This window comes from Vibrio sp. ECSMB14106 (assembly GCF_000972265.1).
GTDB classification, from domain to species: domain Bacteria; phylum Pseudomonadota; class Gammaproteobacteria; order Enterobacterales; family Vibrionaceae; genus Vibrio; species Vibrio kanaloae.
The window spans coordinates 13,785-26,127 of record NZ_LAUM01000026.1 but is presented as its reverse complement, the minus strand read 5'-3'; the positions used below and the strand labels follow the sequence as shown (position 1 = coordinate 26,127).

At 43.6% G+C, this 12,343-nt stretch carries 14 protein-coding genes; 7 read left to right on the top strand and 7 right to left on the bottom strand.

Going from position 1 to position 12,343, the window contains the following annotated elements:
* Window positions 1-252: 252 nt before the first annotated feature.
* Complete coding sequence (gene adk, locus WR49_RS16170) at window positions 253-897, bottom strand: adenylate kinase (protein WP_046224691.1); 645 nt, start codon at window positions 895-897, stop codon at window positions 253-255.
* Window positions 898-1,283: 386 nt separating this feature from the next.
* A complete protein-coding gene (gene htpG / locus WR49_RS16165) occupies window positions 1,284-3,188 on the bottom strand; it encodes a molecular chaperone HtpG (RefSeq protein WP_046224690.1) in 1,905 nt (634 codons plus the stop codon).
* A gap of 270 nt (window positions 3,189-3,458) precedes the next feature.
* Between htpG and WR49_RS16160 the strand changes: the two genes are divergently transcribed.
* The 4 genes from WR49_RS16160 to WR49_RS16145 all read left to right on the top strand — a co-directional run bounded on the left by WR49_RS16160 (window position 3,459) and on the right by WR49_RS16145 (window position 6,079).
* Entirely contained in the window at window positions 3,459-4,370 is a 912-nt protein-coding gene (locus tag WR49_RS16160; RefSeq protein WP_046224689.1) for a transcriptional regulator, read from the top strand.
* Between the two features lies 1 nt (window position 4,371).
* A complete protein-coding gene (locus tag WR49_RS16155) occupies window positions 4,372-4,887 on the top strand; it encodes a regulatory protein ToxS (protein WP_046224688.1) in 516 nt (171 codons plus the stop codon).
* A 114-nt stretch (window positions 4,888-5,001) separates the two neighbouring features.
* Window positions 5,002-5,757, top strand: coding sequence for a sulfite exporter TauE/SafE family protein (locus WR49_RS16150; RefSeq protein WP_017056382.1), 756 nt, complete (start codon window positions 5,002-5,004; stop codon window positions 5,755-5,757).
* Between the two features lie 19 nt (window positions 5,758-5,776).
* Window positions 5,777-6,079, top strand: a complete 303-nt coding sequence (locus WR49_RS16145) for a SelT/SelW/SelH family protein (RefSeq protein ID WP_046224687.1) — start codon at window positions 5,777-5,779, stop codon at window positions 6,077-6,079.
* A gap of 25 nt (window positions 6,080-6,104) precedes the next feature.
* On the opposite strand, the gene yfcE is transcribed toward WR49_RS16145, so the two are convergent.
* Genes yfcE through WR49_RS16120 form a run of 5 tightly spaced genes read right to left on the bottom strand, consistent with a single transcriptional unit; the run spans window position 6,105 to window position 8,967 of the window.
* Window positions 6,105-6,650 (bottom strand): phosphodiesterase, encoded by a 546-nt coding sequence (gene yfcE / locus WR49_RS16140; RefSeq protein ID WP_046224686.1) that lies wholly within the window; start codon window positions 6,648-6,650, stop codon window positions 6,105-6,107.
* 47 nt (window positions 6,651-6,697) lie between these two features.
* The gene (locus tag WR49_RS16135) at window positions 6,698-7,105 is read right to left on the bottom strand and encodes a CBS domain-containing protein (RefSeq protein WP_046224685.1); all 408 of its coding nucleotides are present in this window, start codon (window positions 7,103-7,105) and stop codon (window positions 6,698-6,700) included.
* Window positions 7,102-7,452, bottom strand: a complete 351-nt coding sequence (locus WR49_RS16130; RefSeq protein ID WP_017056378.1) for a P-II family nitrogen regulator — start codon at window positions 7,450-7,452, stop codon at window positions 7,102-7,104. Before WR49_RS16130 ends, WR49_RS16135 begins: the two co-directional genes overlap by 4 nt.
* Window positions 7,442-8,236 (bottom strand): DUF1538 domain-containing protein, encoded by a 795-nt coding sequence (locus WR49_RS16125; protein ID WP_046224684.1) that lies wholly within the window; start codon window positions 8,234-8,236, stop codon window positions 7,442-7,444. The genes WR49_RS16130 and WR49_RS16125 overlap by 11 nt, the downstream gene beginning before the upstream one ends.
* Window positions 8,233-8,967 (bottom strand): DUF1538 domain-containing protein, encoded by a 735-nt coding sequence (locus WR49_RS16120; protein ID WP_017056376.1) that lies wholly within the window; start codon window positions 8,965-8,967, stop codon window positions 8,233-8,235. The genes WR49_RS16125 and WR49_RS16120 overlap by 4 nt, the downstream gene beginning before the upstream one ends.
* Window positions 8,968-9,268: 301 nt before the next feature.
* Between WR49_RS16120 and WR49_RS16115 the strand changes: the two genes are divergently transcribed.
* The 3 genes from WR49_RS16115 (at window position 9,269) to WR49_RS16105 (ending at window position 12,308) form a co-directional block, all read left to right on the top strand.
* Window positions 9,269-10,183 (top strand): TIGR01777 family oxidoreductase, encoded by a 915-nt coding sequence (locus tag WR49_RS16115; protein ID WP_046224683.1) that lies wholly within the window; start codon window positions 9,269-9,271, stop codon window positions 10,181-10,183.
* A 43-nt stretch (window positions 10,184-10,226) separates the two neighbouring features.
* Complete coding sequence (locus WR49_RS16110; protein ID WP_046224682.1) at window positions 10,227-11,054, top strand: SDR family oxidoreductase; 828 nt, start codon at window positions 10,227-10,229, stop codon at window positions 11,052-11,054.
* Between the two features lie 399 nt (window positions 11,055-11,453).
* A complete protein-coding gene (locus tag WR49_RS16105) occupies window positions 11,454-12,308 on the top strand; it encodes a co-chaperone YbbN (protein WP_046224681.1) in 855 nt (284 codons plus the stop codon).
* Window positions 12,309-12,343 lie beyond the last annotated feature (35 nt).

Sequence of the window (12,343 nt, the reverse complement as noted above, 5' to 3'; positions counted from 1 at the left end):
TATGTAATTTTCTGGAAAGTAATATACTAATCTACATAAGTTCAAGATCATTGAGCATACCAAATGTTTGAATAATCATTCTGAACGTGAGGTACCTCAAACTCTAAACTGCTATCCATCATCAGGGCTAAAAACCTTAAATCAGCGCAATCAAACTTATCGAGATTGGTATCGTACTAAAATTTGGAACAAAAAAAGCGACCCATAAGGTCGCTTCTAATATATCAAATTCTAAAACTGGCTGTTAGCCAATTATGCTAGTGCTTTCTCAAGTTCTGCACTAACTTCAGCAACTTGCTTAGTACCGTCGAATTTAAGGTACTTAGTGTTGCCGACTTCCGCTTCTTTACCGTAGTAAGAAATAAGCGGCGCTGTTTGATCGTGGTATACACCTAGACGTGCACGAACTGTTTCTTCTTTGTCGTCATCACGTACCACTAGCTCTTCGCCAGTTACGTCATCTTTGCCCTCTTCTTTAGGCGGGTTGTACACAGTGTGATATGTACGACCTGAAGAAAGGTGAGCACGACGACCAGCCATACGCTCAACAATCACATCGTCAGCTACGTCAAATTCAACAACGTAATCAACAGCAATACCCATTTCTTTTAGGCCATCAGCTTGTGGGATTGTGCGTGGAAAGCCGTCTAGTAGAAAACCTTTTTCGCAGTCATCTTGAGCAATACGCTCTTTGATAAGACCAAGGATAATTTCATCAGAAACTAGCTGACCAGCGTCGATTACTGATTTTGCTTGCTTACCAAGCTCAGTACCCGCTTTGATAGCAGCACGTAGCATGTCACCAGTTGAAATTTGAGGGATACCAAATTTGTTCATGATGAAGTTAGCTTGAGTACCTTTACCCGCGCCAGGAGCACCTAGAAGAATGATGCGCATGTTTAATCCTCTTATAAAATTATGATTTATACCGAAGCTCACTATCCTACCTTCCTAGTTCATTTGTAAGATAAACAGAAAGCGTTAGATAACAGTAGAGGTTAAGCAAAACTGTAAACAGAAGCAAAACGGTAAGTTTCGGTATAACGTTTAAAAATCATACAGCTGGAGACGATACTTTCTCTCTCAGCTGATTAGGTCGAGCATTCTATCACATTAATATTCAATTTGGCTGAATTTACGACTAAAGAATGCATTGGTAGCATTTATTGCCACGATAACGGTGACGTTGACCACGTTTAATGAGTTTTCAAAGACGTTCATAAAAAAAGCCCGCATTTGCGAGCTTTTTAATACAATTATTGGCTTAGCCCAAAGTCGAAAGACTAACGTTTTGTTAGTAGCTCGTTGATTGCACCCAAGAATTGTGACGGATCTTCCATTGAGCCTTTTTCAGCCAGCATAGCCTGGCCAAGTAACAGCTCAACCCAACGGCCGAACGCATGCTCGTCCGCTTCGTCTGCCATCTGTTTAACTAGAGCGTGCTCAGGGTTAATCTCAAAGATGTACTTAACTTCAGGTGCAGCTTGGCCCGCAGCTTCGAGAAGCTTAGCCATTTGCGTACCCATTTCGAAATCATCAGTCACAACTACTGCTGGCGTTGTTGCTAGTTTGAAAGTAGTACGAACCTCTTTAACACGATTACCTAGGTAAGCTTGAGTGCGTTCGACAACAGATTTGAACTCTTCTTCTGTCTCTTTTTGCTTCTCTTTCTCTTCTTCGCCTTCAAACTTGCTTAGATCTAAGCCCGCTTTAGTGATCGATTGGAACTGCTTACCGTCAAAATCAGTTAGGTAGTTCATTACATACTCATCAATGCGATCGTACATTAGAACGACTTCAATACCTTTTGCTTTGAACTGCTCCAAGTGTGGGCTGTTCTTAGCGGCAGCGTAACTATCTGCTGTTAGGTAATAGATCTTGTCTTGGCCTTCTTTCATACGCTCAACGTAAGACGCTAGGCTGATAGTTTGTTCAGCAGAATCCACTTCCGTTGACGAGAAGCGAAGTAGACCAGCGATCTTCTCTTTGTTCGCCATGTCCTCAGCTGGGCCTTCTTTCATTACTAGGCCAAACTCTTTCCAAAACTCTAGGTACTTGTCGTTGTCATTCTTCGCCATGCGCTCAAGCATCGTTAGAACACGTTTAGTACATGCACCACGTAGAGATTGAGTTACCTTGTTATCTTGCAGGATTTCACGAGACACGTTGAGAGGTAGATCATTTGAGTCAATCAAGCCTCGAACGAAACGCATGTAAGATGGCATGAACTGCTCAGCATCATCCATAATGAATACACGCTGCACGTAAAGCTTTAAGCCGCTCTTATGGTCACGGTTCATCATGTCCCAAGGTGCTTTGGCTGGGATGTAAAGCAGACTTGTGTAGTCGTTCTTACCTTCAACCTTGTTGTGGCTCCACGTTAGTGGGTCAGCAAAGTCATGAGATACGTGCTTGTAGAACTCTTGGTACTCTTCTTTGTCGATATCAGATTTGTTACGAGTCCAAAGCGCTTGCGCCTTGTTGATCTGTTCCCAGTGTTTCTCTTCGGTGTCTTTACCTTCGTCATCTTTAACAGCAGTTAAGATAGAAACTGGGATACCGATGTGATCAGAGTATTTACCAATCACTTCACGCAGACGCCATTCATTTAGGAACTCTTTCCCGTCTTCACGCATATGAAGAATAATATCAGTGCCACGAGACTCTTTGGTGATGTCTTCAATGGTGTAATCGCCTTCTCCCTCAGAGTGCCATTGAACGGCTTCATTGCTCGCTAAACCTGCCGCACGAGTGCGAACGGTTACTGCGTCTGCCACTATGAATGCAGAATAAAAACCAACACCAAATTGACCAATCAGTTGAGAGTCTTTACTTTGGTCTTCAGACAATTTTGAGAAAAAGTCCGCAGTGCCTGATTTAGCGATCGTACCTAAATGTTCAATAACGTTGTCGCGGCTCATGCCGATACCATTGTCTGAAATCGTTAGAGTGTTTGCTTCAGCATTGAATGAAAGTTTTACACCTAAATCTGCATCACCTTGGTAAAGGTCACCATTTGATAAGGCTTGAAAACGAAGCTTATCAGCCGCGTCAGATGCGTTAGAGATAAGCTCACGTAGGAAGATTTCTTTATTTGAATACAGTGAGTGAATCATTAGATGAAGTAGTTGTTTTACTTCAGATTGAAAGCCACGAGTCTCTTTATTTTGCGTTGCTGTTTCGCTCATTTTTACTCCAAAACATCTATACTTTATGTTGAATAATTTTAAGGGCGTAACACTTTATGTCACTCTTGTGTTCATTAACATGAGGATGACAAATGTAAATTCAAGGTCAAAAACCATAAAAACACTGTTTTTTTGATCTGTTTTTATTATCCTTGAGTGTTATAAATATAAAAGAACATAAAAGAAGCCATGATTTGGTGAAGAATTGACTGAACTTCACCTAATGTTTGTCTATTTCTCACCCAAAACCACCCAAAATAGAAGAATTCAATGAGTAATATCGGCACAAAGCTTATTCTCGCACAGCGGTTTGTATTTGATCCAAACAGCAATTCACTTGTTGATCAACTAAGCGATGGCGAAGTCGTACGTCTTGGTAGTAATGAAAGCCGCATTCTCCTAATGCTGTCAGAAAGGCCCAATGAAGTTATCACTCGCAATGAATTGCATGAATATGTTTGGCGAGATCAAGGCTTTGAGGTCGATGACTCAAGCTTAACTCAAGCAGTATCGACGCTAAGAAAGATGCTGAAAGATTCGACCAAATCTCCAGAATTTGTAAAGACGGTCCCAAAGCGCGGATATCAATTTATTGCGACCGTTGAACGTTCAGCACCAATGTCATCAAATGATCAGCCAGTATCCGCTGAAATTACCGAAGATGACGTAGAACCTATCTTAACGTTCGCTAACACGACAATGACGGAAGAAGTCATTGCTGAAACGGCTGAACCAGAACCAGTAACAAAGGTTCAAGAAACCGATGTAGAAGCTGAGCCAACACGAGCTCCTAATGTAACTCCGACTAAAAGCACAAATAAGTGGTTAACGTTTTGGTTGCTACTTGTTGCTTTCATTATGCCGGTTCTGGTTTTAACATTGACTAACCCGACAGAATCCGAGTTCAAAACATTAGCTGAAGTGGATGGCGTGAAAGTACAGTCACCAATCAACCACCCAGATCTAACCAGTTGGCTACCCGCAATTAAAAAGTGTGTCTTGTACTACAACAAAAATCACGCAGGTATATTGAAGCCAACGGAAGTGATTGCAACAGGTGGGCAAACCAATAATCTTGCTCTTAACTATATCCACCCACAAGAATATTCGAGCGAGAATATAACCCTTAAAATTTACGCCAACCAGTCGGATTTAAACGACATTTGTAAAGGTGATCAGTAACATGAAATTAAAAGTATCCATTATTCTACTGGTTATTTCCGCGTTTTTAAGTGGTTGGTTGTATTGGGGTAATGATGCAAAAATAGAACACCTGTTAACTCAACACGAGTGGCAAGCAAAAATGGTGACTCTGATTAGCGACAACAAGCAAGCCGACTCTATCGGCCCACTTCGTAAAGTAGAACTGTCATCGAATGCGAAATATTTACCAAACGGTACCTACTTAAGAATGTCAATAGTCAGGCTTTACAGCACCCAAACTGCGCCAGCGAATGTGATCAACATATCCGAAACTGGCCAGTGGGACATCAACGATAATTACTTACTCATCTCTCCGACTGAGTTTAAAGATGTCACGTCGGCTCGACGTCAGGATTTCTCTAAAGATCAATTAGACCTCATAACTCAGGTGATCAAGATGGATGCTGAACAAAGCCGTCGAATTGATATCATTAATCCGAAAGCGCTGTTACTGACTAGCTTAAATCACGGTTCTACCGTATTGTTTTCAAACTAATAATGGGGCGCTATTTACGTATATGAATAGCTGAATACCATTAAGCGGTAGACCAATAGAAAAAGGGGCATGATGCCCCTTTTTTGTTCGCTGTTTTGACAAATACGAGACTCTATGGACTGGATTAACTCACTTGCCCTCTTCTTTGGTTCATTAATCGCCAATACCCTCGCCTCCTTATCAGGTGGCGGTGCCGGGCTGCTTCAATTCCCATTGCTTATCTTTCTTGGCCTACCCTTTTCGGTCGCCTTAGCGACTCACAAAGTCGCGAGTGTCGCGTTAGGTTTGGGGGCTGCCTATAGCCATATTAAAGGCGGAACGCTAAGCTGGAAAATTTGTTGTTACCTGATAGCTGTGGGTAGTATCGGTGTGGTAATTGGGGCTAATATCGTGCTCCTGATACCCGACGACATTGCACAGAAAGTGCTTGGGGCGATGATCTTAGCACTTGGCGTTTACTCCCGACTAAAGAAGCAGTTGGGACAAGATGAACAACTCAAAAACCGAGACACCAAAGGTTACATCATAGGTGGTATTGGGCTTGCGCTAATTGGTATCATCAACGGCTCACTTACTGCCGGTTCAGGACTGTTGGTGACCTTATTTCTGGTTCGCTGGTTTGGTTTTACTTATAAGCAGGCCGTGGCACTAACTATGATATGCGTTGGTTTGTTCTGGAATGGCATTGGTGGTATCGCAATCGTACAGGCTGGTGCGCCGATATACTGGTTGTGGCTACCGATACTTCTACTTAGCTCATTTATAGGCGGGAGCCTAGGTGCATTTCTAGCCAACCGTTCAAGTAATCAGACGGTCAAAACGGCCTTTGAAATATTGACGTTTGCCGTTGGCGTCAAACTATTGATATAGAAAATTAAAAGGATTAACTATGAATACGGAATCAAATCCAACAGTATCGCAAGCAACGATAACAATACACTACTGCCGTCAATGTAATTGGATGCTGCGCTCAAGCTGGCTATGCCAAGAGTTGCTTCATACCTTTAGTGAAGAGATTCATCAAGTCAGTCTTCACCCAGATACGGGTGGGCGATTCGAGATCTTTTGTAATGGGATACAGATTTGGGAAAGAAAAGCGGACGGAGGTTTTCCTGAGGCTAAAGTTCTGAAGCAAAGAGTACGAAACATCATTGCTCCAGATAGAGATCTGGGCCACTCAGACTCAAAGTAAACCTTTCGCAGCTGCAACCATATATTTAGAGCAGCCCACTCACCAGTAGCTCTCCCTCAAGGCTGATCACTTTAAACGTATTGTTTTCATACAAGCCATAGCTTGCTGCGTGCCCTTCTCGTGGGAATGTTACCGAGCTAGGGTTAAAAATGAAGATATCATCTTGGTACTCAGCAACTGGAATATGGGTATGGCCGTGAGCAATAATATCGCCCGCTTTCAGTGCTGGTCGCTTCGTTGTGTTGTACAGGTGACCATGAGTTAAGAAAATACGCTGACCCGATTCCAATAACACCCATGAGTAATCCATCATCATTGGAAAAGACAACAACATCTGATCCACTTCACTGTCGCAGTTACCACGAACGGCAATGATCTCTTGAGAAAACGTATTCAACTTCTCTGCAACCGCTGGTGGATTGTATCCTTCTGGAATCGGATTTCTTGGCCCATGATTCAGAATGTCACCCAATAGCACTAAATATTGCGCACCAGACGCTTGGTAGAGTTCTAATGCCTTTTCTGTTGCTGGCAGCGAACCGTGTAAGTCTGAAGCAAAAAATAATTTCACACGTACTTCTCCATAAAATTTATGAGTCTATTGTACGTATCTAAATGCTACACGTCATCTCTCGCCATACCGTTGATCACGATATTATTGTAACTAACCATACCGACTATTTTGTGCTCACGGACCACTGGAGCACGGCTGATACCAAAGCGCTCAAACAAACGAGCACAATACTTCACATTCATATCTGCAGAGACACTCAAAGCTGGTTTAGTCATAATTTCATAAACATTGGTTCGCTTAGGAGATCGATTCTTCGCTAACACTTTCTTGGCAATATCATTCATCAAGACGATACCGTACTCGTCATCATCGTGGCGCTTATCGACAATGATCGCTTTCACTTTGTGCTTTTTCGCCATCTCAATAGCTTCTAACACCGTGGTTAGCCCATCGATAATCACATACGTATTGGCCATGACATCGCCTACTCGGATCTTTTCACTGGTACTCATAGCTCATCCTCCACAACCTTTGTTAAAGTCTCAACTTGGTGCGCGACCCCGACCGCATCTTCTACATCGATCTGTACTGCGATCCCTTGTCCTGATTCTTGGTCGAACTCCCCAACTTCACCGATGGTTTCTAAAATATGTCTCGCCAAATGCTCTTCGACGACAAACAACAACACATCTTTTTGCACCTCTAACGTTAATCCGAAGAAGGTGCGTTTTTGGTTCAGGCCTTGCCCTCTAGCATTGTTAATCACCGTTGCTCCAGTAGCGCCAGCATCACGGGCGGCATCGAGCACACTGTCTGTCTTGCTCTCTTCTACAAACGCTAAGATAAGTTTAAAGCGCATCTTTACTCTCCTTAGGGGGGGATGAACGGTTTAACCATTGTGTTATTTGGGCATAGCTCATTACCGAAATAATCGGGAATAAGCTGGCAAAGGCAATTAAGCCGAATCCATCAATCACTGGGTTTCGTCCAGGGACGGTTGAAGCGAGCCCTAATCCAAGAGCCGTCACTAAAGGCACAGTCACAGTAGATGTCGTCACCCCGCCAGAATCATAGGCCAATGGAATAATAAGTTTAGGGGCGTAAAAGGTTTGGATGACCACAACGACATAGCCAAAAATGATGTAGTAATGGATAGGATCGCCCGCAACGATCCGATAGCTTCCGAGTGAGATACCAATAGCGACACCCAATGCCACCGCAATTCTCAGCCCATTAACGCTGATACTGCCACCTGAGACTTGGTTCGCCTTAATCGCCACCGCAATTAACGAAGGCTCGGCGATAGTGGTACTAAAACCAATGCAGAATGCAAAAAAGTAAACCCAGTAGTAATCAAACCAAACCAATTCTAGGCCAGAGCTGACCTTAAAATCAGTCAGAAAGCTTAGCTCGGTCAATTGCATTGCCATCGTCTCCCCCAAAGGAAACAACGCGAGCTCCAACCCCATCAAGAATAGAGACAAACCGAGGATGACATAAAAGAAACCGATCAGCACTTTGGCTAGGTTATTGACTGGCTTACGCAGCACCGCAAGTTGAAAACCAAATATGATCACCGTAATTGGAATCACATCCATCACGGTGCCTAAAAAAGTATCAATAAATTGCTGAGCAGTGATCATGTCACCACCATCCCATAAACCATGACAAACATCATCGGCAGCAGTGACGCAAAGGCGATCAACCCGAAGCCATCAACCATAGGATTGCGGCCTTTGATTGCTGAGGCTAAGCCGACCCCTAAAGCTGTCACCAACGGAACGGTGATCGTGGATGTAGTCACTCCACCAGAGTCATACGCTATCCCAATGATATTTTCAGGGGCGAAAGCGGTGAGCACCACCACACCAATATAACCACCGATGATCATGTACTGAATTGGCCACCCTTTTAAGATTCGCAGCACCCCAAGTAAGATGGCGATACCCACCGACAATGCTACAGTGAAACGCAGACCGTCTGCATATTCTTCCATTTCATCTAACGTATTGGGGATAACACCTCCCTCGGCTGCCACTTCCGCAGCCTCAGCCGCCACCGCAGTTAACGCAGGCTCGGCTATAGTGGTACCGAACCCCAAACAAAAAGCGAAGATCAACAACCAGAACACACTCCCCTTTCTGGCAAATGCTTGAGCCATCGATTCGCCAATTGGAAACAGCCCCATTTCAAGGCCAAAGATAAAGAAAGTGAGCCCAAAAACGACTAGCACTAATCCGGTTAAAATCGAAAAAATATGAGGAAGCGGCTCTTGTAAGACGGCAAGCTGGAAGAAGGCGATCACCGCGACGATAGGCAATAGATCTCGCAAGCTACCTAACATGGCTCGAAACAAAGCAAGCACTGCCGTCATCGTAACTCCTTATTGCTTAAATTGGTTCTGGTTATAGGTTACTAATAATCATGGCAAATCCTTATCATTCCTTATGTGATAGATATTACGCAGTTGGTAACATATCCAAGTAAAATCCATAAGTGTGATAGCGATACACATCTTGACCTGATGAATTTAACTTCACTCTTTAGTAAATTGAAAAAGGCGTAATTTAGGTATCACACGATTGAAACCAATTGATCGCTATAGTGATTTTTTCGTATTGATTGGCGATAAAAAACAAGTCATGTCTATAATTATGTTTAATAGGGAGATTGGTATGAAGATATTGTTAACGGGTGGTACGGGGTTTATTGGGTCTGAATTAGTCAAGAGTTGGAACACTGATGATGTGACATTGCTGACGCGGAGCCCTGAAAAAGCAAAGAAAAACCTAAATCACCTGAACCAGAACAACCTTCATTACATTCAGTCCCTTGATGAACTGAGCGATCTCAATGACTTCGATGTGGTGGTTAACCTTGCAGGCGAACCGATTGCAGACAAACGTTGGACCGAAGCTCAAAAAGCGAGAATCTGTAACAGTCGCTGGCAGATCACCGAACAGCTAGTCGAGTTGATTCATGCTAGCAGCAACCCACCCAAGGCTTTTATTAGTGGCTCAGCCGTCGGTTACTATGGCGATCAACAGCAACATCCGTTTGATGAATCGTTGCAAGTAAAGGATGAAAGCTTTCCTCATAAAGTTTGTGCTCACTGGGAAGAGATTGCTAGGCAAGCCCAATCAGATAGCACGCGTGTAATACTACTCAGAACGGGTATTGTGTTAGGCGAAAATGGCGGCGCGCTAAAGAAGATGCTGATGCCCTACAAACTCGGTGTCGGTGGACCATTGGGTTCAGGCAAACAGTACATGCCATGGATTCACATGCTGGATATGGTGAGAGCCATCAACCACTTATTGTCTATTCCTCACGCTCAGGGCGAGTTTAATATGTGCGCTCCGCACCCTGTGACTAACAAGCTGTTCAGTAGCACATTAGCCAAACAATTAGGTCGACCACACTTCTTGTTCACGCCAAAATGGGCAATGTCATTTCTGATGGGTGAATCCGCTTGTTTATTATTCGACAGCATTCGCTCCAAACCAAAGAAACTCACCGAAATGGGATTTATCTTTAGTTACTCAAGAATCGAGCCTGCACTAAAAAACTTGTTACAACATCAAGACTAATTCTTTACCCTAGAGTTATAGAGACTCTAATAAAGGATTAAGCGTGAAAAAGTCGATTCTTATCACCGGTTGCTCAACGGGTATTGGCTATACATGTGCTCATGCACTGCAAAAGCGCGGTTTTCATGTCATTGCATCTTGCCGTGACCCACAAGATGTTCAACGCCTTCAAGATGAAGGTCTCACCTGCATTCAAATAGATCTTTCCAACCAAGAAAGCATTGAACATGGCGCCAAGCTTGCGATTGAGCTCGCACCTAACGGGTTGTATGGATTGTTCAACAACGGCGCTTACGGTCAGGCAGGCGCACTAGAAGACCTACCGACTCAAGGACTCAGAGAGCAATTCGAAACCAACGTCTTCGGCTGGCACCATCTTGTTTGTCAGCTACTCCCTCACATGCGTGAACGTGGCGAAGGGCGCATCATACAAAACAGTTCAGTGTTAGGCTTCGCCGCTATGAAATATCGCGGTGCCTACAATGCTTCCAAATTCGCGATTGAAGGCTGGACGGATACACTACGTTTAGAGCTTTATGGGAGTGGAATACACATTTCATTACTTCAACCCGGTCCTATCGAAACCCAGTTTAGAACCAACGCCCTAAAGGCCTTCAATAAGTGGATACGCATCGAAGGCAGTGTCCACCAAGCAGCTTACCAGCAGCAAAAAGACCGACTTGAAAAAGAGTCGTCGAACAACGCCTTTGTCCTTCCTGCTGAAAGTTGCATTGAGCCCGTTTTTCACGCTCTAACAGCCGATAAGCCTAAGTTAAGGTACCGAGTGACTACACCAACCAAGGTGTTCGCAGTGTTAAAAAGGCTCCTACCAAGCCGGTTGCTAGACCCTATTTTGAGAAAAGCCGCATAAATTACTAACTTTGAATGCACGATCGCAAACTTTAATGTAACGATGTAATTTATTCGTAACAATAAGATGTCATTATTTAGCCAATATCATCAATTATTCCCAACTGATGAATCGACTTCTGGATATTTCATGACTTTAAAACGCCTTAATTGGGTAGGTGTGAGTCTGGCCATTACGTTGTTTATTCTGTTTTGAGTATCCCACGCTACGCCTCACTGAACACCTCAATGATAACGTTATGCCTTCCATGTTGAGATAACAACTCTATCAACATCGAAGCATAGCGTTTTTCTATTTTTGGGGCTTTTTATCTGAGATAACCGAGTTAGATCTTGAAGTTACCGACTAACCCCCCCATATTTGCAACGTATCCACAAAAACAAACCTCAAGGAACGTAAATGCAATCTCCGCATGTTGTTGAACTTAATGAGCAGAACTTTCGTCAAGTATTAGAAGGTTCGATGCAGACCCCTGTACTCATCCATTTTTGGGCACCAATGAGCCAAGAGAGCGCCCAAATCATTCCTGAACTACAAACATTAACTCAGCAATACAATGGCGCTTTCACCTTAGCCTTGTTGAATTGTGAGCAAGAACAAGCCATTGCTAGCCAGTTCGGTGTTCAAGCACTGCCGACCGTTGCACTTTTTGTTAATGGCCAACCTGTTGATGGACTCGGTGGTCCCCAAAGCATAGAAGCAATTGTAGAAATGCTTAGTAAACACCTACCTAGTCAAGATGAACTCGCTTTACGCCAAGCTCTAGAACAAATGCAAACCGGTGCACACGCACAGGCACTAGCCGCGATACAGCAATTACCGGCAGAGTTAACAAGTAAGGGTGAAGTAAAACTGGCGATCGCTGAATGTTTATTAGAAACGCAACAGTTTGACCTTGCTGAAACTCAACTAGCGACAATCCCCCTAGAGTACCAAGACAACTACTACAAAGGCTTAGTTGCGAAACTGGAACTTCACAAACAGGCATCAGACAGCCCAGAGATACAAGCATTAGAAACCGCTCTTCAGCAAAATCCAAGCGACGCTAAAACGGCATCTGAACTGGCACTGCAATACCATCAAGTAAACCGTAGCGAAGAATCAATGAACCTACTGTGGTCCTTTTTAACCAAAGATCTCAACACTCTCGATGGCGACATGAAAAAAGAATTCATGGATATTTTAAGTGCACTTGGACAAGGTAATCCCGTTGCGAGTAAGTACCGTCGCCAACTGTACTCATTGCTCTACTAACAATCAGTAAAGCATGCTATTGAAATGAACTATAA